The following is a 19,585-nucleotide window of genomic DNA, read 5'->3' as shown; positions in this document are numbered from 1 at the left end:
GCTACTGAATATCATCAGGGCTAAAAGGTCGATATGCGATTAGATTTAAACAGCCTGTCAGTCCCCAAGTTAGGCGTCTCGTCCCTTCGTGGTCGTTTGCTACTACGTGGTGCATTTCTGTTCCTGATTATTGCCACCTTGTCGTTGGCGCTCGTGTTAATCAAAGAAGAGAAACTGCGTAGCCACCAAACCTATGCACAAGGGATGGAAAAAACCTTATCCGGAATCATCGCGCGCCTCCGCCACCCTTCTGGTCAGCTAGCATTGCTAAATCCAGGCAAGCAAAATAGAACCCTTACCCCGCTAAGCCCATTGTTACTACCTTATGCAGCACTTGATTTTGATGATCAGAATAAGGCGCAACAAGCAGTGGAAATTGCAGGCTGTCTGACACATTATCCCAATCAGGGCGATGTCTGTGTCGCCATCGGTAACAATCCCTATGCTGGCGGCTTTATCTATATTGTTGGTAATTTCATAAGTGGTGAACTGGTCGGGCATGAGCGTGGTGCGCTAAACCTTTCCAATGTACACCGGGCAAGGGTGACCCTCACAATGCGAGGTGAAACTATGCGATGGATTGCGCCGTATGAAGCCATTCAGCCAACAGATGCCAACCTAGTCAGGGGACGGTTGACCGGATTTGTTGACCATGGTGACTTGCTGACACCAAACGCAAAACCTGTTCGTGACTTTCGAGGCTGGCTGTGGCAGGGCAAACAATGCCTCCAGGAATCAAGTGACCATTGTCGCAAGGCCTCCTTTTTCTCTATCCGTTTACCAGTAGAGTCCTTTAGAAGGGGCCTGTTTGAAAAATCTCTACCTATCTGGCCTCCCAAAGACCTTGAACATATACTGGTAAGGGTGGAGATTTTACCGCCCGAATCTGAGCAGCCACTATTTGATAGCAATCGGGCTGGCGCAATTCCTCCCTTTGCATTAAATGATCTTGAAGACACACTGCATGCTGGCGAAACACTGCGCATACGCAGACTAGGCGAGGCCAATGACATTATTCATATCCGCGCAAAACTGGATCATATGGAACACTCATCTCACTGGATCACGCGCCTCATTCAACACTTGCCAATGAATAGAGCAGCGGGAGGGAAATCTGAAACTCCACCTGTCCTTACCGAAACCATACACACTTCAAGAGGAAGCTATGAGATTGTCCTCTCTGGTGATACCAGATTTATTGACCGCAGCCTGAGCGCTGTTGTTAGCAGACTTTCATGGTATGTAGGTGCCATGTTGAGTGCAATAGCCCTCGCATGGCTATTAATTGAAGTCAGTTTTTTACGGCGCATAGCCACCCTGACTAAACGTGCAGCAACCGTGTCCTATAACGTTCAGGATCATCAGAATGCACAAGTTGAGCAGCGTATTAGCATGCTGGACGTATCAGACCTCCGCGGCTCTGATGAGCTGGGCATTCTAGCCGGTGGTCTGTCAGATCTGTTGCAACGCGTCAAAGACGATGTACAGCGTGAACAAATACGTGCACAGCAGGAACGCGACATGTGGCATGCCGTCGGCCATGAAATCATGTCGCCGTTGCAATCATTAATGGTGCTACACCCAAATGCAGAGGATAACAGCCATCGCTACATCCAACGGATGCAACAGGCAATTCGTGTATTGTATGGTAGCGCCTCACCTAGCGAGGCCCTGGAAATCGCAAACCTGCACGTTGATGTCATAGACCTCAACGAATTTCTGACCAAAATTGCTGCTAACGCACATTTTGTCGAAGTAGCAGACGTTGTCTTCACGTCATTATCCGAAAGCGTTTTAGTTAGAGCCGACGAATTCTCACTGGAAGATGTTGTAACCCATATTCTTACCAACGCCAATCGCTACCGCAAAGCAGGCAGTCCTATTACCCTTAGTCTGGAGTTGACCGACACCAACGCCATTGTGAGTATTTCGAATCAAGGGAGCCATATTGCCCCTGACATGCTGGATCGCATCTTTGAATACGGTGTTTCTGATGCCTTATTAACTGAGCAAAATGAGCATCGTGGTCAAGGACTGTTTGTTGTTAAAACGTATATGGCGAAAATGGGCGGCACCGTAATTGCAACCAACCATACTGAAGGTGTCAGCTTCAAATTGAGCCTGCAGCGTGTCAACAGCTGAACAGATCACTGTCGGAAACCAACACACTATCATTTAGCGCACTTATGATTCAATACAACCCCAAAGACTGGCTGACCTTCATCTTTCGTTTTCACGAGTCAGATACCTTCCGCCAACTGATGCCGATGATGCTGCTGATTGGCGCCTATGCCGGAGGCGTCGCCTATCTTGAAATCGAATACTGGAAGCTGGCCGACAGCAGCCATGTCAAAAACCTGTCGCTGATACACACCACCGTCGGTTTTGTCTTGTCCTTGTTGCTGGCCTACCGCACCAATACCGCCTACGACCGCTGGTGGGAGGGCCGCAAAGCCTGGGGGTCGCTGGTCAATAACAGCCGCAATCTGGCAATCAAGCTATCGGCTTATCTGGGTGATGACCATGACCGTGATTTTTTTAGAAAAATTATCCCCACTTATGCCACCGTGCTTTCCCAACATTTGATGAATGCCGAGGTCAGCAAAATGCTGTTTGAAGGCCTGGATCTGGACATTGACCACCATGAGCACCACCCGAACCAGATCGCCAAGCGCATTTTTCAACAAGCCAACCTGCTTTATACCTCAGGCAAAATCAGCGGTGACCAGTTTTTTATCCTTCATGACGAACTCAAAGCCTTCACCGAAGTGTGCGGGGTGTGCGAACGCATCAAAAACACGCCCATCCCCTACTCTTATAGCGCGTTCATCAAAAAATTCATTTTCTTCTACGTGATGACGTTACCGTTCGGCTTTGTGTTTAGCCTGGGCTATTACGTGATCCCGGTGGTGGTGTTTATCTTTTACGTCTTAGCCAGTCTGGAGCTGATTGCCGAAGAAATTGAAGACCCGTTTGGCACCGACACCAATGATTTGCCTACCCCCAAAATGGCGGCAAATATCAAAAAGCACGTCGAAGAGCTACTTTAAACGTCATAACAAGTATTTATGCTCATCATATTTGTTATGATGTAAGTGCATTTTTGTTAAAGCCTGCGCTCATGAACTTAAGTTTAGTGCATCGCGCAAGCACCCACTCCCGGTAAACTGGCAGCGATACCTCCATGCTGAACGACCTGAAAAATATCCTCGCCTCCATCAAAATGACTGATGTGCATCTGTGGCTAGGCCGTCTGATCATCTGGTCGGCGGCCATCATCACCGGGCTGGTCATTGTGTTGTTTGCCCGTGCCACCGAGTATGCCATCGCCTGGTTTGATCAGATGCAATCGGCGCTCTGGTGGCTACCGCTCATCGTCATGCCAGTGGTAGGCATTTTTATAGTCTGGGCGACCAAGCGCTGGTTTGCCGGCGCTGCCGGCAGCGGCATCCCGCAGACCATGGCGGCGCTGTCGTACGCAGAACATCAGCCGATTGGCCATTTGGTATCGATTAAAATTGCGGTCTCCAAAATGGGGCTGGTCATCCTCGGCCTGGCCGCAGGCTTTTCCGCAGGCAGAGAAGGGCCTTCGGTACAGGTGGGGGCCAGCATCATGCATGCCTTTCGCCGCTTTTTGCCGCAAACCTTTCAAATCGACCCTAAACACCTGATTCTGGCCGGCGGAGCCGCGGGCATTTCGGCGGCGTTCAATACCCCGCTGGCAGGGATTATCTTTGCCATAGAAGAGCTCAGCCGCAAATTTGAGCAAAGAACCAATGGCGTGATGATTTCGGCCATTGTCTTGTCCGGGCTGGTTTCGATTTCATTGCAAGGCAACTACACCTATTTTGGCAGCCTCAGAGTGAGTCCGATTGATACGCAAATTTTGCTGCCCGTGCTGATTGGCGGACTGGTGTGTGGCGTGTTTGGTGGTATCTTCAGCAAAACCCTGATCGAACTCACAGAAAACCTGCCCGGCAGAATCACCCGCTTGCGTACCCGTCATCCGCTATACTGGACGGGCTTTTGTGCGCTGCTGGTAGCCGGTCTGGGCATCGTCAGTCATGGTGCCGCCAATGGCTCAGGGTATTCACTCACCAAAGCCATGCTCAATGGCTCCATCAATGAAACCTGGTACTACCCTGTGGTCAAATACCTCTCCACCATCTTCACCTATTTAAGCGGGATCCCCGGCGGCATTTTTGCCCCGGCACTCTCCATCGGCGCAGGCATAGGCTATGACTTAGCCAGCATTTTTCATTACCACCACCTCACCATTGCCTTTAGTGCCTTGTGCATGGCAGGCTTTCTGGCTGGCGTGACGCAAGCGCCCATCACCTCGTTTATTATTGTCATGGAGATGATAGACGGGCATGAAATGGTGATCAGCCTGATGGCGGTGTCACTGATTGCCACCGTCACTTCGCGCATCTTCAGCCGCCCGCTTTATTCGGTACTTGCTGGCCAGTTTACCGCGGGCCCGCCAGATCAAAAGCGGCTGGATCACCCCTGAGGCCAGGCAGCCGTCAGAGAACCACTAGCCGACCAAGTTTCGGCGTAGACTGGTGACCTCAATGACCGCGCAGGTAGGCAGGCGAATCGTTTGCCCGCCTCGCAGATGCCGTGCTTAGTCAACCCCACAACGTCAGGAGTCCGCCTTATGGAAGCGTCACTACACAGCCTCAACCATCTGTTTGCCCAACTCGGCTTGCCGAATAGCGATGCCGAGATTGAACAGTTTATCCACACGCATCGTCAACTGGCAGGCACCATTTCACTGGCGGATGCCCCGTATTGGACACCGGCGCAAGCCGCTTTTTTAAGAGAAGAAATATTGAAGGATGCGGACTGGGCAGAGGTCATCGACCAGCTAAATGCCAGGCTACATGCCAAATAAGGCAGGATGACTGTGCGGCTGACCCTGTACAGCCTCCCATAAAAAGCCGCACTAGGTGGCTTTTTATAAGGTGTGTTATGCCAGCGCGGACACAGTCTCTGGCTTGGCATGTCTGCCGTGCAAGGCCTGATACATCACCGGCAAAATAAATAACGAAATCACTGACGAGAAGAACAGCCCCCACACGATCACTGTCGCCAGCGGGCGTTGTACATCCGAGCCCAGCCCCGTCGCAAGCGAGGCGGGCAGCAAGCCCAATATCGCGACCAATGAGGCCATCATGACTGGCCGCATGCAAACGCTGGCGCCCTCAATAATCGCGGTATGCAAGGCCTGCCCCTGCGTTGAGTAGTTTTTAATGGTTTTAACCATGAGTACCCCGCTCATGATCGACACCCCAAACACGGCGGCAAAGCCAACCCCGGTAGACACATTCAGATGCATGCCGCGCATGAACAGCGCCAACAGCCCGCCCGCCAGCGCGGCGGGCAACACAGACAACACCACCAGCGTATCTCGATAGGATTTAAAAAAGAAAAACAGGATGGCAAAGATGATGGCCATGGTCAGCGGCACCAGCACCTTGAAGTGGTTGGCAGCACGGTCCAGATTTTCATACATGCCGATCCAGCTCATCCGGTAGCCGTTTGGAATCACCATTTTTTGTGCCAGCAACTGTTGCGCTTCGGCGACGAAGCCGCCCTGATCGCGGCCACGGATGTCGCTGCGCACCGTGATTCTATGCTTGCCATCGCCGCGGGCGATAATCGTTTGCCCATCTACCACACGGATGGCAGCGACCTGCGACAGCGGGATCGTCACGCCATCGGTGTTGGTCACCGGCAAGCGTTCTATGGCATTGACAGAGCTGATGGCCGCCTTGTCAAACTTGGCCACAATATCAAACCTGCGCTCGCCTTCGTAAATCACGCCCACGGGTGCACCGCCAATCGCATTATCAATAAACGCCGAAAGATCATGAATATTGACTTTGTAGCGCGCGCACAAGGCACGGTTGGGCGTAATCACCAGCTGCGGCTGCGGCCCCTCCTGCTCGATATTCACATCCACCGCACCGTCCACCGTTTTCAGCCAATCCTCGGACTGCCTGGCCAAGCCCAGTAACACATCAAGGTCTGGCCCGGAAAACTCCACCGCCATATCGGCCGAGGTGCCGTTGGAATCCTCGGTCACACTGTCGATGATGGGCTGGGTAAAATTGAATCGGGTAGTCGGAAATTCATTTCTGAATGCCTGTCCCAGGGCAACAATCAACTCGGCCTTGGTGGCAAACTGCTGCCAGCGCTCATGTGGTTGCGGCACAATCATCATCTCGATCCGGCTTGGCGGATACGGGTCGGTGCCGCTGTCATTGCGGCCGGTCTGAATGGTGGCATACTTCACCTCCGGGTACTGCAGTGCAATTTCACGCAAGCGCTTGCCAAACAGTGCGGTCTGCTCAAGCGACGTCCCCTCCGGGAAATTGGCGCGCACCCAGACCACGCCTTCATCCATATACGGTAAAAACTCGCTGCCGATTTTGGGCACTACCCACACCAGCAGCAAGACCAGGCTGGCAAACACCACCACCAGCGTTTTTGAGGCATGGCGCAACAAGTGCGTGATGCCACGGGTATACCACTGATTCACGCGCTCTAGAACTGGGTTGTGCCGCTCCTTGAATCCCTGTTTAAAGATCATCGTCGCCAGCACCGGCACCACAAAGAATGAGAATAAACTGGCACCTATCAGTGCAAAAATAATGGTCATGGCCATGGGCCGGAACAGCAAGCCCTCAATATGCGTCAGCGAGATCAGAGGCAAAAAGCCGCCAATAATCAGCAAAATTGAAACGAATACGGGTTTTTCCACCTCCAGCGTGGCATTGAGCACCGTGAGCTCCACCGATGACGGATCCGCAACATGATTGCGCTCATCCAGACGTCTGGCTATGTTTTCAGAAATGATGATCGCCCCGTCCACCAGCACACCGAAATCAATCGCACCCAAGGACAACAAGCCAATCGGGATATCGGTCAAATACATCACCAGCAAGGCAAACACCAACGCCACCGGAATGGTCAAGGCCACCAGAATGGCCAGCGAGGGCCGCCCAAAAAACAAGAACAGCACCAGCAACACCAGCGCAATACCTAACACCACGCTATGCGTCACCGTATTCAAGGTGCTGTTGATCAGCTCACTGCGGTCATAAAACGGCACCAGCTGGACGCCCTTGGGCAGCATGCCGTCGTTCAGCTCCTGTATCGCCTGTTTGACCCTGGCCAGCACCTCGGACGGGTTTTCGCCTTTTCTGAGCAAGACGATGCCTTCGACGGACTCATCCACCGTATTCTTGCTAAAAATCCCGGCCGGAATCTTTTTGTTGATTTGCACACTGGCCACATCGCGCACGTAAATGGGCTGGCCATCGATATTCTTGAGAAAACTATCCTCAATATTTTTTTTGCTCTTGATCGCACCTTCACCACGAATGACAAACGACATACTGCCTCGCGACAGCAGGCTGCCGCCGGAGTTGGCATTGTTTAATTGCACCGCCTCAATCACATCATTCACCGACACATCGTAGCGACGCAATTGCGAGGGATTCAGAATAATGCCGTACTGTTTCTCATAGCCGCCGAAATTGGTGACCTCGGCCACCCCATCCGCCCGCAACAACCTGGGGATCACCACCCAGTCATTCAAGGTACGCAACTGCACCAGGTCGCTGCCCTCACCGCCGGTCAGCTGATAGCGCACCATCTCCCCATACGCCGTCGCCAGTGGCCCCAGCTCAGCCTCAGCCCCCGGCGGCAACGTAAACAGTGACAGTTTTTCCTGCACGCGCTGCCGGGCCCAGTAGCTTTCGGTGCCTTCCTTGAAAATAAGCTGAATCACCGACAACCCAAAGATGGTTCGCGAGCGGACGGTCTCCACATTGGGGACATTTTTCATCAGGATTTCGAGCGGCACCGTGACCTGGCGCTCGACATCCTCGGGTGCCTTGCCCGGAAACACCGTAATGATCTGCACCATTTGCGATGAAATATCCGGATAGGCATCGATTTTCATGCGCGACAGGGAATACAGACTCAACAGACTCAGCGCCACCAGCAAGCCGATGACGATCCATTTGTACTGCAATGCCTGGCGAATCAATTTCGCCATCATGATGCAGCACTCTCGTCCGCATTCACAATCTCTACCGCCTTGATGGCCAAGGGCTTGAGCAAAATGGCGCCATGCGCAATGATGGTGTCGTGTTCTCGCAGCCCGGACAGGATTTCAACCGATTTACGATCAAAATTATCGCCGATGGTCACTTCCACCAGCTTCCAGGTATTCGGCTGGCTCAAGACAAAGACATAATCTTTTTTATTGAGATGAATCAGGGCCTCATTCGACACCAGCATTTTTTTGCGCTGCTCAGTGCCTAACTGGATATCGGCAAACATGCCGGGCCTGAGCTGATGCAGACTGTCCTGCAGCGCATAGTAAATGCGTAAGGAACGCTTCTCAAATGACACCAGCGGAGAAATGCTCGCCAGCTTGCCCGCAAACGGTTTATCCGCATTGCCGTAAAACACGGTGGTCAGGGCCTGGCCCGCATACACCTTGCCAGCATTCATTTCCGGCACATCGCCCGCCACCAGCACTTCATCCGCCTTCAGGCGGATCAGTAAATCAATGTCTATGCCCTGCTGAAACAGCTGACGTTCCGCATCCGCACGGTTGTTTCTTGCCTGGTTTAAAGCGCTCTGAATATCAAATAGTGCTTTCTGCCCTTCCAGCTGCGCCTGCAGCAAGTTGGCTTCCGACAGGCTCAAGTCTCTGGCAGCTTCTGTGCCGATATCCACCAGTTTTTTCAGGCGCTCCACCTCTATCCGTTGCGAGTGCAACTTGGCCTCGTTCAGCTCGGCAGTTTTCTTGTACTGCTTGCTCAAAAACTCGATTTCATTGCCATCGTTTTTCCAGTTGGCATACAAACTGGAGATTTGCTGATTGATGAACTCATACTGCTCATCGTCGGCCGCGCTGGTCGGTTTTCGTTTGGCAATAATGCTGCCGGTCACGGTCAAGTCTGGCAAACTGACGGCTTGCAGTTGCAGCTGCTCGCGCAGAATCTTGCGATTAAAGGTTGAAGCCGGATCAATCAGGATTTGCCCGTTCCGCAACAGCGTCACTGCCTGCCCCTGCTGGGCCGGGGCCGACGCGACCGCCGGCTTGACCGAGCGTGCGGCCATATAATAAAGCCCGGCACCTACCATCCCCAATAGCACCAGTGCAACCAGGGCGCCCTTTTTTTGTAATTGACTCATTTTAAAACCTGCTTCCCAATGGCTGCATTCAAGGCGTAGAGCGAATGCCAATAGTTGGATAACGTCATAATGTGTACGCGATTGGTTTCGCGGTAGTTTCTTTGCGCATCCAATAACTCGAACAGACTCTTGCCGCCCAGCGCGTAAGCCGCTTTCATCTTGTCACGGATCACTTTAGAAACACCCAGCTTGGTGTCGGCCTCATTGACCAGCACCAGATACGAAGCGTCATAGACGTGGTAATTACGCTCAATTTCAGACCTGAGCTCAATCAGCTGCGTGTCCAGATCCAGCTCACTCTGCCTTTTGAGTGATTTGGCCTTGGCAATATTGCCCTGGTTGTGGTCAAATACTGGCAACGAAACATCCACGCCTATGCCCCAGGCATTCTGATCCGGGAAACCAATCGCCTCTTTCTGAAACTGGCGGGTCACCCCCACATGGGTCACCACTGAGGGATAAGCCTTGACCTCTTCGAGCTCGATATTGCCGACTGACTGTTCGATTTGCCGCTTTAGCATGGCGATATCCGGCCGGTTTTCCTCGGCCATCTGGATCAAATACTCAGGATCACTGATCGGCTGCGGATGCTCAATCTCCAGGCTGCCAACCACGTGGATGACTTTGTTCTTTTGCATGCCAAGAAAGGCCTTCAGGCGGCTGATGGCATTTTCCACAGCCACCCGTTTGGCGCGCAACTCGGTTTGGCTGGAGAGCAAAGACAAATTCACTCTATCCAGCTCGATAGACCCGGCCCCGCCGATTAACACCCGTTTTTCCGTCAACGCTTTCAGGGCCGCCAGCTCGGTGAAATCCTCCTGCGCCAGCGCTTGCAGATTTTGCGCCTCCAGCACATCGTAAAAAGCTGCAATCGCCCCAGCAATGCGCAACCGGATAGTGTCATTCACACTCGCCCTGGCCACCTCCACCCCGAGTTGGGCAGCACGCATCTCAGCCGCACGCTTGCCAAACACAAACCAATCAATCGGATATGCCACCCCGAGATCAAACTGCGGAGGGCCGCCTTGGCGATTGACGTTAAAAGACTGATTCAGCGGCATCAAGGTATTGGAGACGTTCATCACCGGGTTAGGCGGCAACTTGGCCGTGACAAGGTCCGCCTCGGCCTGATAAATGCCTTCCACCGCAGACTTGATTTGCGGGTCTGCCTGAAGTGCGAGATAGATGGTTTTGTTGAGATCGAGCGCCGTGTCTTCCAGCTGCTCAGCAGCCAGCGGTGAATGATTTTGATCGGGTAACCGGGCGGAGAGGCCGTCTTTGACAAAAGCGGGCGGCGCAATAACCTCCGCTGCAAAAGCAGGCATCTGCACGGCTGCCAACAGGAGCAGTAACAGCGGTCGGAGATGCGGAAACAATGACTTCATAAAGGCGGCATTTCAAATGTCGTCCATCATGAATCCATTTTGTGAAGGATTTATTACAACCGCCTAAAATGCCTGGTTTTCATGCCTAAAGCGCCTTTGCATGCCAGCCAGCATCGTAGCGAGATTGCAAGCCTGCAGCACTCATACCATCAGTGCGCTGACACCCTTGCAGAAAAACGGTTGAATGCTCACTTGTACCACACTTAAAATAGGTCACTATGATCGCCCGCTACGACTACAATCTACCCCCAGCACACAGCATCGTAAGGTTGCAAAACTTAAGCGTGACCGAGCAATCCCGGCTGCTGCCGCAAGTGTTTACCCTTGCCCGCGAGCAATACCCGGAATGGCCCGCAGAGCAGTTGCCTAATTGGCTGGCTGCCTTGGCGGATGGCAATGCCAACGGCACCAAAATGGCCGTGTCGGTAGTGCTGGATGCGCAGGGTGAAGTCGCTGCCGCCAGTGCGCTGGAGCTGTATCGCAACGGCACCGCCATGATCAACTACAGCCTGGCCCGAAAAAATGCCGAGCGTGATAGTGCCAAGCGTGGTAGTGCTGAACAGAGCGCCGCGCTGATTTACGCCGCGACCAAAGACATGGCGGCGGGTATTCAAGCGTTGCAGGCACAAGGCGAACCCATCCACTTTGTCGGCAAAGAGCATCATTTGCAAAGCCTGCGTGCGATTGCGGGCTATTATGCGGTGGGCCAGGTACCGATTGACGGCCCGACCTCTTTGCTCACGCGTGCGGTGAAATATTACGAGGTCGCCTATGGTGACCCGAAAGAAGTTGAAACTCAGGCTAGAATAGACCATGCGATGATGCTGGCTGACCCTAAAGCAGGCTACTCCCAAGAGGAGAATGTGCACCTGTGGCTGCTGGGTGACTTTATCCCCAGCGCGCCCAACAAGCCCTTGGCCGAATCGCTGCGAGCGCTGGCAGACACCTATGCCCAAGAGCACAGCATCTTCCGCGAAAAAGACATACGCTTAGACCCTGGCTACAGATCGCTACACCAGCTGGCTGACCATTTGCCAGCGACGGCCACCTATCAACAAGCCGTGCAGGCCTCGGCGGTGGGCGCGGCGCAATGGCTGGGTTGGATTGCATAACAGCCTTGCCACCGTTTGCTGCGCACCCTATCCATCGCTACGACACCAATGAGTATCGTGCATTCAAATTGAACCAATCATTTCAAATGCTATTCAATAAACAAGCGCTGCCTGGGGATTTGCATTCCCCTCTGTGTGCGTTTACTTTCCAATCTCTAAAGATGCGCTTGATAGACAGGCCACGAAACCGATCACTACAGACATGACCAAACCTCCTCATCGCAGCCTTCTACTCAGCCAGGATCACACATCGCTCACCCGTGAGCAGATACGGGCTTATTTTCATGAGACCTCAGATGTCTATGAAGCCTTATTTACGCTGCTTAGCAACGAGCAAGCGTACTACGTGAAACCCATTGCGCTGAGACATCCGCTGATTTTTTACTACGGCCATACCCATACCTTTTTTATCAACAAGCTGATTCTGGCCGGGCTCATCACCGAACGCGTGAATCCCAGGTTTGAGTCCATGTTTGCGGTCGGCGTCGATGAAATGGGCTGGGATGACGTGAACGAAGCCCACTACCAATGGCCAACGCCAGCGGAGGTGAAAGCCTACCGTGCACAGGTGCGCGAAGTGGTTGACCAACTGATCACGCGCCTGCCTTTTGAGCTGCCGATTGATTGGGAGAGCCCGTGGTGGCCGATTCTGATGGGCATTGAGCATGAGCGCATCCATCTGGAAACCAGCTCGGTACTGATCCGGCAACATGCCTTACAGTATGTTCGCCCCTCCCCCGCATGGGCACCCTCTGCTGCGCGGGATGTGGTCGCCCCTGAAAATCGCTTGGTGCCTATCCCGGCGCGTGAAATTGTGTTGCGCAAGTCAGACACGTATTACGGCTGGGATAACGAATACGGTCAATTTCACGGCCACTGCCCAGCCTTTGAGGCGGCCCAATACCTGACCTCTAATGCCGAGTTTTTAAGCTTTGTGGAAGCGGGCGGCTACCAGGCAGAGGCCTACTGGCAAGAAGAAGGCTGGGCCTGGCGCACCTATACGCAAGCCGAGCATCCTACGTTTTGGATCAAACAAGCCTCTGGCTGGCAACTGCGCCTGCTGACGGAAGAAATCGACATGCCATGGAGCTGGCCGGTAGAAGTCAATTACCATGAGGCCAAAGCGTTTTGCAATTGGCTGTCTGCACAGCTAGGCAAACCAGTGCGTCTGCCCAGCGAGCTGGAGTGGTATAGTCTGTATGAACATGCTGGCTTGTCCGACGCCCAGGTCGCCAACGGCCATCATGCCAATCTGTTTTTAGAACAGGGTGCGTCTTCTTGCCCGGTCAATCAGTTTGCGCATGGTGAGCTGTATGATGTGGTGGGCAATGTCTGGCAATGGACAGAAACACCCATTTTTCCGTTTGATGGCTTTAAAGTACACCCGTTGTACGATGACTTTACCACCCCGACCTATGATGGCCGCCATAATCTCATCAAGGGCGGCTCCTGGATCTCAACGGGCAACGAGGCGATTAAAAGTGCGCGCTACGCCTTTCGCCGACATTTTTTTCAACATGCAGGATTCCGCTATATTGTGACTGATACCCCCGTAGAAAATAACAGCTCGTATTACGAATCTGACAAGCAGCTGTCCGAGTATGCCGAATTCCATTATGGTGACAGCTATTTTGGCGTACCCAACTTCCCCAAAGCGCTGAGCGATTATGCCCTGCAGCATTTGCAAGCCAAACCAAAACGCAAAGCGCTCGATTTAGGCTGTGCCACCGGCCGTGCCACTTTTGAGCTGGCCACACAGTTTGATCACGTCACCGGCATAGACTTTTCTGCCCGCTTTATTGGCTTGGCGTTACAAGCGGCCGAACAGGGCGTGTTGCGTTACACCATGGTCAATGAAGGCGACTTGGTCAGCTACCAGGAGCGCACACTGAGTGCCTTAGGCTTAGACCAGGTGGTCGACAAGGTGGAATTCTGGCAGGGCGATGCCTGCAACCTCAAGCCTCAATTCACCGGCTACGACTTTATTCTGGCCGCCAATTTAATTGACCGGCTCTACCGCCCACGCCAGTTTTTGAGCACCATTCATGAGCGCTTGAATATCGGTGGCGTACTCATGATCACCTCGCCGTATACCTGGCTGGAAGAGCACACCCCGCGTGAGGAATGGATAGGCGGCTACAAGCAAGATGGCGAAAATGTGACCACGCTGGATGGCCTGAAAGCGCTGCTAAGCCCACACTTCAAACTCATGCAAGCCCCGGTAGAGATTCCGTTTGTGATTCGTGAAACCCGCCACAAATTCCAGCATACACTGTCAGAAGTGACGCTATGGGAGCGCGTGCGTTGAGCAGCCGCTTTGACCAGCCCATCGCGCGTGAAGGTAGCGGCGCATTAAAATACGATGGCCGCCAGCAGACCTTCGGCACCACCGAGGTCATGCCCATGTGGGTGGCCGATATGGATTTTGCCGTGCCCGCAGCGGTGACCGAGGCGCTGCAAGCGCGCATCGCCCATCCGGTGTTTGGTTATTCCCTGGCACCCGATAGCCTGTATCAAGCGCTGATTGATTGGCTACAAATCAAGCACGGTTGGCCAGTCCAGCGCGAATGGATTGTGCTCACACCCGGCGTGGTGCCCTCGCTCAACCTGGTCGTCGCTGCCCTCACCGCCCCAGACGAAGGCGTGATCGTGCAACCACCCGTGTATTTTCCGTTTTTTTCAGCGGTCACCGGGCAGCAGCGGCACTTGCTTGAAAACCCCTTAAGCCTGACCACCGATCACGCAAACCAGTCGCAATACCAGATGGATATGGATCACCTGACGGCGTGCGCGCAACAGGGGCGCATGCTGCTGCTATGCTCACCGCATAATCCGGTAGGTCGGGTGTGGCAAACGGCAGAAATGGAAGCCATTTTAAGCATCGCTAACCAGCACGACTTAGTTGTGCTCTCCGACGAAATCCATGCCGATTTAGTCTATGCAGAAGCGCAACACCAGCCCTTAAGCCGCCTGGCCATGCAAGCCGAAACCGCCGAGCAAACCGCGTTGTCCCACCGCGTGATTACCGCCGTCTCGCCCAGCAAAACCTTCAATATTCCAGGCCTGGGTCTCTCAGCCTTGATTGTGCCAAACACCGCGCATCGGCAAGCCATTCAACGCCAGCTCAACACGCTAGGCCTCTCAGTGACCAACCCACTCAACATGGCCGCCTTTGAAGCGGCCTATCGCGGCGGCGGCAACTGGCTAAATGAGCTGATGCCTTATCTGCAAGCTACGCGCGATGCGGCAGTGGCGTATATTCAGGCAGAGCTGCCCAGTATCAAAGTCATCGCTCCGCAAGCCACTTATCTGCTATGGCTGGATTGCCGCGCCCTCAATCTGCATGACGCCGCATTAAAACGCTTTTTTATTGAAGAAGCACAACTCGGCCTCTCGCCCGGTGCGATGTTTGGTCATGGCGGCGAAGGCTTTATGCGCATGAACATAGGCACACCCCAAGCCAACGTGCTCGCGGCGCTGGCGCGATTAAAAGCCGCCTGCAGCCGTCACGGTCTCTCAACTTAAATACTTCCCTCACCACACGCTAGGAACAGCCATGACGCAAGCAGCTAAAACGATGTTGGCACAGTTATTCAGCAAAGCAATCTCCACCGCATTGATGCTGTGCGCGCTGTGTGCAGCCAGCCTCACGCAGGCAAACACGCTAGAAGAAGCTAAACAAAAGCTACTGCAAAAAGACTATGCCGCTGCCCACGCCATTTATCTGTCTCTCGCCAGTCAAAACGATGCCAAAGCCTGCTACAACCTGGGCCTGATGTCGCAGAACGGCGATGGCGTGCCCAAAAGCATGGACGAAGCGGTCAAGTGGTACACAAAATCGGCCGAGTTGAATTACAAAGAGGCGCAGTACACGCTGGGTTCACTGGTGTTTCAGCGCCAGATTCAAAGCATCAGCTACCCGCAAGCGGTGGCCTATTACGAGCAAGCAGCCAAGCAAGGTCATGTGAAATCGCAGCTCAATTTAGGCATGCTGTATTTGCGGGGCGAAGTGATTACGCAAGACATGCCCGCCGCCGTGCACTGGTTAAGCCTGGCCGCCAGCAACAACAATAGTGAAGCCCAGGGCTACCTAGCCGAGCTTTACCAGCAAGGGGCCGGCGTTGAACAAAGTACCCTCAAAGCGGCGATGTGGTTGATATTGGCAACCCAAAACGAAGAAAAACGCCTGGTGAATCGCCACAACAAAATGCTGAATTATCTTTATGCGCAAATGAGCGAAGAGCAAAAAGCCGCGGCCACCCAATTGGCCACGCAATGTAAAAGCCAGCAACTGCAAGGCTGTTAAACAAGGATCACACGATGCCAATCACCCCCCTTCAACGTGCAGACCGGATGCGCGGCGCCCTCTGGGGGATGTTTATTGGCGATGCGCTGGCCATGCCCGTGCACTGGTATTACAACATCGCCGCCCTCTGGCAAGACTTTGGTCAAATTCGCGACTATCAAGCGCCCAAAGCCAGCCACCCCAGCTCCATCATGCCCCTGGCCAGCACAGGCAAGGCAGGCCGCGGCACACAAGCGGGCGATATTGTCGGCAGTGTGATTTTAAAAGGCAAAAAACAATTCTGGGGCCTGCCCAATGGGCATTATCATCAAGGCATGCAGGCAGGCGACAACACGCTTAACCTGCTGTGCGCCCGTGTGTTGCTGCGCTCGCTTATCGCCCAGGGCCAGCATGCCCCTGCTGACTTTTTGCAAGCCTATGTGCGCTTTATGACCGAGCCCGATCAGCACAACGACACTTATGCTGAGTCCTACCACCGTGATTTTTTTGCCAACTATGCCAAAGGCGTGGCCCCGGAAAAGTGTGCGGGCAACGAAGGCCATGACACGGCCTCGATTGGCGGCCTGGTGAATATCCCCATGGTGGTCATGGCCAGCGTCAAGGCGAACGACCTGGCCGCCTGCAACCAAGCCGCCTTAACGCAACAAAACCTCACCCACCGCTCAACCGAGTTAGAGCGCCATACGCTGGCACTGAGCCAACTCTTGTTTGAAATTTTCAACTCGCCGTACCCTGACAACGAACAACTCGCCAGCGCTGCGGCCAGCCAGTTAGGATTCCCGGCCGCCAAAGTGGTGGCGCAAGTGCGTGCCAACCAAAAATCTGACCTCGACGTGATTGGTGGCCTACTCAGCCCCGCCTGCTACATAGACCAGTCGTTTCCATCTGTGCTCTACCTCGCCACCCGCTACCATGATGACTTTGAAAACGCCTTAATCGCCAACACCAATGTCGGCGGGGATAACTGCCACCGCGGTGCGGTGCTGGGCGCGATTTTGGGTGCCTCGTTAGGGTTGGAGGCGATTCCGCCACGCTGGATCAAAGGCCTCACCGCGCACGATGCCATTCACCACGAAGTTGAGCAGTTTGTGGCGCAGTTTGCCTAAACATTTTGACTAATCAGGCGGTGAAAACCATGCTTACAAAAATATTAGCAATCCTCTTTATGATGAACTGCAGCGTTGCCTTTGCTGCCAATGACTTAAGCTTTATGACTGAAGGCAAACCATACAACGAGGTCAAGCAAACGCTGATTGATCAAGGTTGGGCGCCGATTAAAAACACCAAGATTGATCGGGCTAGTCTATACGCGCAAGAAATCTACAACATGGGCATGACAGAGGTCACCGACTGCATCTCGATGGAAATTGACGGCTGCACATTCCTCTACCGAAAAGGTAAGCAAACACTGGAAATCAAAACCATCACCAGGCAGTTGAGTGTGGAGTCTTTCCGTATGTATAAAAAAAATACGCGGTGAATGCTTAAGGCAATTGTTTTTATGTAGCTCCCGCGCATGATGCGTTGTATTTGAAATGAACCATGCGGCGCACTGAAAGCGAGTCCGCCCTACCGCGTTGGCATAAAATCATCGCTCACCGTCAAGTTAGCATTAAAAAAGCTATCCCAGGTTTCAGCAATCGGCGTGATAATGCGCTCGTTACCAAGTGCACGCACGTTCACCAGTTTCACATCCTCTGGCAAGCGCATTTCAGCAGGCAGGCGTACAGCTTGCGTGCGATTATTAATAAACACAGTGTTTATAGCCATCGTTCATCCCTCTCGTCAACACGCATGTAGCATTAGCGTATAGCACGAAAAATATCATTGCAAACCTGCTTGGGAGCCGCATGAAAGAATAGCGACCTGATCACGTCGCATGCGTCTTTAAGGTAATAAAAACGCGGAGATGTGGCTTGGCTTACAAGAGTGTGAGACCTGCTTAATTCAAAGCGCATTAAACTGTGCGGCAGTCAAAATAGAGATGCCTTGAAAAGGATGCAACACCAACAAGTCAGCATCGCCCGTGATGATCATCGATGCACCACCATTCACGGCGACTTCTAAAAATTGATTGTCTTTTGGGTCACGGCAGGCATTCACGGGATAGACAATATTCACACGTTCATACATGCGACTAAACAGTCTAAAAAAAGCTTGCCTGTCTTCAAGCGAAATATAGCGGTCAAACTTTGGGCGAGATAATACGTCCGCCAGTTCATTGAGCGTAGACTCAGACACCAGCAATACACCTTGCTCAAAAGCTTTACGCACGGCAATTGACGACACGCTGTTCGGTAACAGCAAATAACTGATCAAAGTATTGGTGTCACAGACTACCCGTAACGCCTCACTCATTGGTCAGCAACTCGGCTAATTTGTCCTCGGTTAAGCCGTTTGCCATCGCTTGTTGCCCGACACGGTCACAAAATGATTGAAACTCAGCCAGATTCAGCCCGCGCAAGCGTTGATATTCAGCGGGAGAAAGCACAATCGCCACATCACGGTTTTGACGACGAATCGTCACTGGTTCGCGCTGTGCCGTATCAATTAAAGCCGCCATATTTTGTTTAGCATCTGTTGCAGAAACATATTGCATAATCAACTCTCCTGTTTGCCCAATCATAGTACAAAATGTCTATTTTGTACATTTTGTACAACCCATCACATTTAGCCTTGAAACTGCGTCGGAGAACAAATACGTGTAAGGCATCAACAAGTCACACGACCAATCCACTCCAGCCAATTGATGGAGTCTCGTCATGAAAAAACAACCTCTGCTAACCGCTTTATGCGCCATCGTGTTTGCGTCAAACGCCACCGCGCAACAACAATGCAGTGCCGTCAGCGGACCGCAAACCAATGCCCTGGTGGAGCTATATACCTCAGAAGGCTGTAGCAGTTGCCCACCCGCTGACCAGTGGTTAACGCGCCTAAAAACGCAAGGCAACCAGTTGGGCAATATCGTGCCCATGGCCCTGCATGTGGATTATTGGGATTACATCGGCTGGAAAGACAACTTTGCCAACCCTGCCTTTGCCAGGCGGCAGCGTGAAATGGCCGCCTCAGGACATGCTCGCGGTGTGTATACGCCACAAATTGCCATCAACGGGCAGGATACCCGCAGTTGGGTAAGTGAATCGCGCTTTAAGAATGAAATTGCCAGCATCAATCGTATGCCCGCCAAAGCTGAAATTCGCTTGGCAGTGAATTCCCACACACTAAAATCAGCACAAGTATCCACAAGCATCAAAACCGCAGAGGCAGGTCCGCTGGTGTATTACCTCGCGCTACAAGAAAATAACCTGCAATCCACCGTCAATGCTGGTGAAAACCGTGGCGAGATGTTGCGCCATGATTATGTCGTGCGCCAGTGGTTAGGGCCGTTTAAGGTGGGGGCGGATGGCAAAACAAATGAAAGTCATGAAATCCACTTTCAACAAGCTTGGAAGCAGCGTGATCTTAGCGTGGTGGCGTTTGTGCAGAACTCAGCAACGGGAGAGGTTTTGCAGGCGTTGACGCTAGGATTATGCAAAGATTAACTTCTCTGATCCCAATTA

Annotated in this window: 17 protein-coding genes; 11 read left to right on the top strand and 6 right to left on the bottom strand. The window is 52.9% G+C overall.

What is annotated here, in order from left to right; translation table 11 throughout:
* Nucleotides 1–33 precede the first annotated feature (33 nt).
* From ACFQ1T_RS04280 to ACFQ1T_RS04265, 4 genes are all read left to right on the top strand, one after another.
* A complete protein-coding gene (locus ACFQ1T_RS04280) occupies nucleotides 34–2,142 on the top strand; it encodes a sensor histidine kinase (protein WP_194748907.1) in 2,109 nt (702 codons plus the stop codon).
* A gap of 44 nt (nucleotides 2,143–2,186) precedes the next feature.
* Entirely contained in the window at nucleotides 2,187–3,050 is an 864-nt protein-coding gene (locus ACFQ1T_RS04275; protein WP_275357838.1) for a bestrophin family protein, read from the top strand.
* Nucleotides 3,051–3,184: 134 nt separating this feature from the next.
* Entirely contained in the window at nucleotides 3,185–4,513 is a 1,329-nt protein-coding gene (locus ACFQ1T_RS04270; RefSeq protein WP_379074210.1) for a chloride channel protein, read from the top strand.
* A gap of 147 nt (nucleotides 4,514–4,660) precedes the next feature.
* Complete coding sequence (locus ACFQ1T_RS04265; RefSeq protein ID WP_379074207.1) at nucleotides 4,661–4,897, top strand: DUF2789 domain-containing protein; 237 nt, start codon at nucleotides 4,661–4,663, stop codon at nucleotides 4,895–4,897.
* Between the two features lie 75 nt (nucleotides 4,898–4,972).
* Here the strand turns inward: ACFQ1T_RS04265 and ACFQ1T_RS04260 are convergent, their stop codons facing one another.
* Genes ACFQ1T_RS04260 through ACFQ1T_RS04250 form a run of 3 tightly spaced genes read right to left on the bottom strand, consistent with a single transcriptional unit; the run spans nucleotide 4,973 to nucleotide 10,607 of the window.
* Entirely contained in the window at nucleotides 4,973–8,074 is a 3,102-nt protein-coding gene (locus ACFQ1T_RS04260; RefSeq protein ID WP_379074204.1) for an efflux RND transporter permease subunit, read from the bottom strand.
* Entirely contained in the window at nucleotides 8,071–9,222 is a 1,152-nt protein-coding gene (locus ACFQ1T_RS04255; RefSeq protein ID WP_379074201.1) for an efflux RND transporter periplasmic adaptor subunit, read from the bottom strand. Before ACFQ1T_RS04255 ends, ACFQ1T_RS04260 begins: the two co-directional genes overlap by 4 nt.
* Nucleotides 9,219–10,607, bottom strand: a complete 1,389-nt coding sequence (locus ACFQ1T_RS04250; RefSeq protein WP_379074198.1) for a TolC family protein — start codon at nucleotides 10,605–10,607, stop codon at nucleotides 9,219–9,221. The genes ACFQ1T_RS04255 and ACFQ1T_RS04250 overlap by 4 nt, the downstream gene beginning before the upstream one ends.
* A 218-nt stretch (nucleotides 10,608–10,825) precedes the next feature.
* Between ACFQ1T_RS04250 and ACFQ1T_RS04245 the strand changes: the two genes are divergently transcribed.
* The 6 genes from ACFQ1T_RS04245 (at nucleotide 10,826) to ACFQ1T_RS04220 (ending at nucleotide 17,505) form a co-directional block, all read left to right on the top strand.
* Nucleotides 10,826–11,719, top strand: a complete 894-nt coding sequence (locus ACFQ1T_RS04245; RefSeq protein ID WP_379074195.1) for a hypothetical protein — start codon at nucleotides 10,826–10,828, stop codon at nucleotides 11,717–11,719.
* Nucleotides 11,720–11,921: 202 nt separating this feature from the next.
* Nucleotides 11,922–14,027: a 5-histidylcysteine sulfoxide synthase gene (gene ovoA / locus ACFQ1T_RS04240; protein WP_379074192.1), complete on the top strand. Its 2,106-nt coding sequence runs from the start codon at nucleotides 11,922–11,924 to the stop codon at nucleotides 14,025–14,027.
* A complete protein-coding gene (locus ACFQ1T_RS04235; RefSeq protein WP_379074189.1) occupies nucleotides 14,009–15,244 on the top strand; it encodes a MalY/PatB family protein in 1,236 nt (411 codons plus the stop codon). Before ovoA ends, ACFQ1T_RS04235 begins: the two co-directional genes overlap by 19 nt.
* Nucleotides 15,245–15,275: 31 nt before the next feature.
* Nucleotides 15,276–16,025: a tetratricopeptide repeat protein gene (locus ACFQ1T_RS04230; protein ID WP_379074187.1), complete on the top strand. Its 750-nt coding sequence runs from the start codon at nucleotides 15,276–15,278 to the stop codon at nucleotides 16,023–16,025.
* Nucleotides 16,026–16,039: 14 nt separating this feature from the next.
* Nucleotides 16,040–17,131: an ADP-ribosylglycohydrolase family protein gene (locus tag ACFQ1T_RS04225; protein ID WP_379074184.1), complete on the top strand. Its 1,092-nt coding sequence runs from the start codon at nucleotides 16,040–16,042 to the stop codon at nucleotides 17,129–17,131.
* A 59-nt stretch (nucleotides 17,132–17,190) separates the two neighbouring features.
* Complete coding sequence (locus ACFQ1T_RS04220) at nucleotides 17,191–17,505, top strand: hypothetical protein (RefSeq protein ID WP_379074181.1); 315 nt, start codon at nucleotides 17,191–17,193, stop codon at nucleotides 17,503–17,505.
* An 89-nt stretch (nucleotides 17,506–17,594) separates the two neighbouring features.
* On the opposite strand, the gene vapB is transcribed toward ACFQ1T_RS04220, so the two are convergent.
* The 3 genes from vapB to ACFQ1T_RS04205 all read right to left on the bottom strand — a co-directional run bounded on the left by vapB (nucleotide 17,595) and on the right by ACFQ1T_RS04205 (nucleotide 18,624).
* Nucleotides 17,595–17,795, bottom strand: a complete 201-nt coding sequence (vapB, locus tag ACFQ1T_RS04215) for a type II toxin-antitoxin system VapB family antitoxin (RefSeq protein WP_379074178.1) — start codon at nucleotides 17,793–17,795, stop codon at nucleotides 17,595–17,597.
* Nucleotides 17,796–17,972: 177 nt separating this feature from the next.
* Nucleotides 17,973–18,383 (bottom strand): putative toxin-antitoxin system toxin component, PIN family, encoded by a 411-nt coding sequence (locus tag ACFQ1T_RS04210; RefSeq protein WP_275357861.1) that lies wholly within the window; start codon nucleotides 18,381–18,383, stop codon nucleotides 17,973–17,975.
* Complete coding sequence (locus tag ACFQ1T_RS04205; RefSeq protein WP_379074175.1) at nucleotides 18,376–18,624, bottom strand: type II toxin-antitoxin system Phd/YefM family antitoxin; 249 nt, start codon at nucleotides 18,622–18,624, stop codon at nucleotides 18,376–18,378. The genes ACFQ1T_RS04210 and ACFQ1T_RS04205 overlap by 8 nt, the downstream gene beginning before the upstream one ends.
* Nucleotides 18,625–18,787: 163 nt before the next feature.
* Here ACFQ1T_RS04205 and ACFQ1T_RS04200 point away from each other — a divergent pair, with 163 nt between their 5' ends.
* Complete coding sequence (locus ACFQ1T_RS04200; protein WP_379074172.1) at nucleotides 18,788–19,567, top strand: DUF1223 domain-containing protein; 780 nt, start codon at nucleotides 18,788–18,790, stop codon at nucleotides 19,565–19,567.
* Nucleotides 19,568–19,585 lie beyond the last annotated feature (18 nt).

The sequence above is a fragment of the Methylophilus glucosoxydans genome (assembly GCF_042676145.1).
GTDB lineage: Bacteria > Pseudomonadota > Gammaproteobacteria > Burkholderiales > Methylophilaceae > Methylophilus > Methylophilus glucosoxydans.
The sequence above is the reverse complement of the archived record's forward strand: the minus strand, read 5'-3'. Positions and strand labels throughout refer to the sequence as shown.

Bases quoted from the DNA above. Each gene is read 5' to 3' on its own strand.
- ACFQ1T_RS04280 (WP_194748907.1), top strand. From the start codon at position 34: ATGCGATTAGATTTAAACAGCCTGTCAGTCCCCAAGTTAGGCGTCTCG.
- ACFQ1T_RS04275 (WP_275357838.1), top strand. From the start codon at position 2,187: ATGATTCAATACAACCCCAAAGACTGGCTGACCTTCATCTTTCGTTTT.
- ACFQ1T_RS04270 (WP_379074210.1), top strand. From the start codon at position 3,185: ATGCTGAACGACCTGAAAAATATCCTCGCCTCCATCAAAATGACTGAT.
- ACFQ1T_RS04265 (WP_379074207.1), top strand. From the start codon at position 4,661: ATGGAAGCGTCACTACACAGCCTCAACCATCTGTTTGCCCAACTCGGC.
- ACFQ1T_RS04260 (WP_379074204.1), bottom strand. From the start codon at position 8,074: ATGATGGCGAAATTGATTCGCCAGGCATTGCAGTACAAATGGATCGTC.
- ACFQ1T_RS04255 (WP_379074201.1), bottom strand. From the start codon at position 9,222: ATGAGTCAATTACAAAAAAAGGGCGCCCTGGTTGCACTGGTGCTATTG.
- ACFQ1T_RS04250 (WP_379074198.1), bottom strand. From the start codon at position 10,607: ATGAAGTCATTGTTTCCGCATCTCCGACCGCTGTTACTGCTCCTGTTG.
- ACFQ1T_RS04245 (WP_379074195.1), top strand. From the start codon at position 10,826: ATGATCGCCCGCTACGACTACAATCTACCCCCAGCACACAGCATCGTA.
- ovoA (WP_379074192.1), top strand. From the start codon at position 11,922: ATGACCAAACCTCCTCATCGCAGCCTTCTACTCAGCCAGGATCACACA.
- ACFQ1T_RS04235 (WP_379074189.1), top strand. From the start codon at position 14,009: ATGGGAGCGCGTGCGTTGAGCAGCCGCTTTGACCAGCCCATCGCGCGT.
- ACFQ1T_RS04230 (WP_379074187.1), top strand. From the start codon at position 15,276: ATGACGCAAGCAGCTAAAACGATGTTGGCACAGTTATTCAGCAAAGCA.
- ACFQ1T_RS04225 (WP_379074184.1), top strand. From the start codon at position 16,040: ATGCCAATCACCCCCCTTCAACGTGCAGACCGGATGCGCGGCGCCCTC.
- ACFQ1T_RS04220 (WP_379074181.1), top strand. From the start codon at position 17,191: ATGATGAACTGCAGCGTTGCCTTTGCTGCCAATGACTTAAGCTTTATG.
- vapB (WP_379074178.1), bottom strand. From the start codon at position 17,795: ATGGCTATAAACACTGTGTTTATTAATAATCGCACGCAAGCTGTACGC.
- ACFQ1T_RS04210 (WP_275357861.1), bottom strand. From the start codon at position 18,383: ATGAGTGAGGCGTTACGGGTAGTCTGTGACACCAATACTTTGATCAGT.
- ACFQ1T_RS04205 (WP_379074175.1), bottom strand. From the start codon at position 18,624: ATGCAATATGTTTCTGCAACAGATGCTAAACAAAATATGGCGGCTTTA.
- ACFQ1T_RS04200 (WP_379074172.1), top strand. From the start codon at position 18,788: ATGAAAAAACAACCTCTGCTAACCGCTTTATGCGCCATCGTGTTTGCG.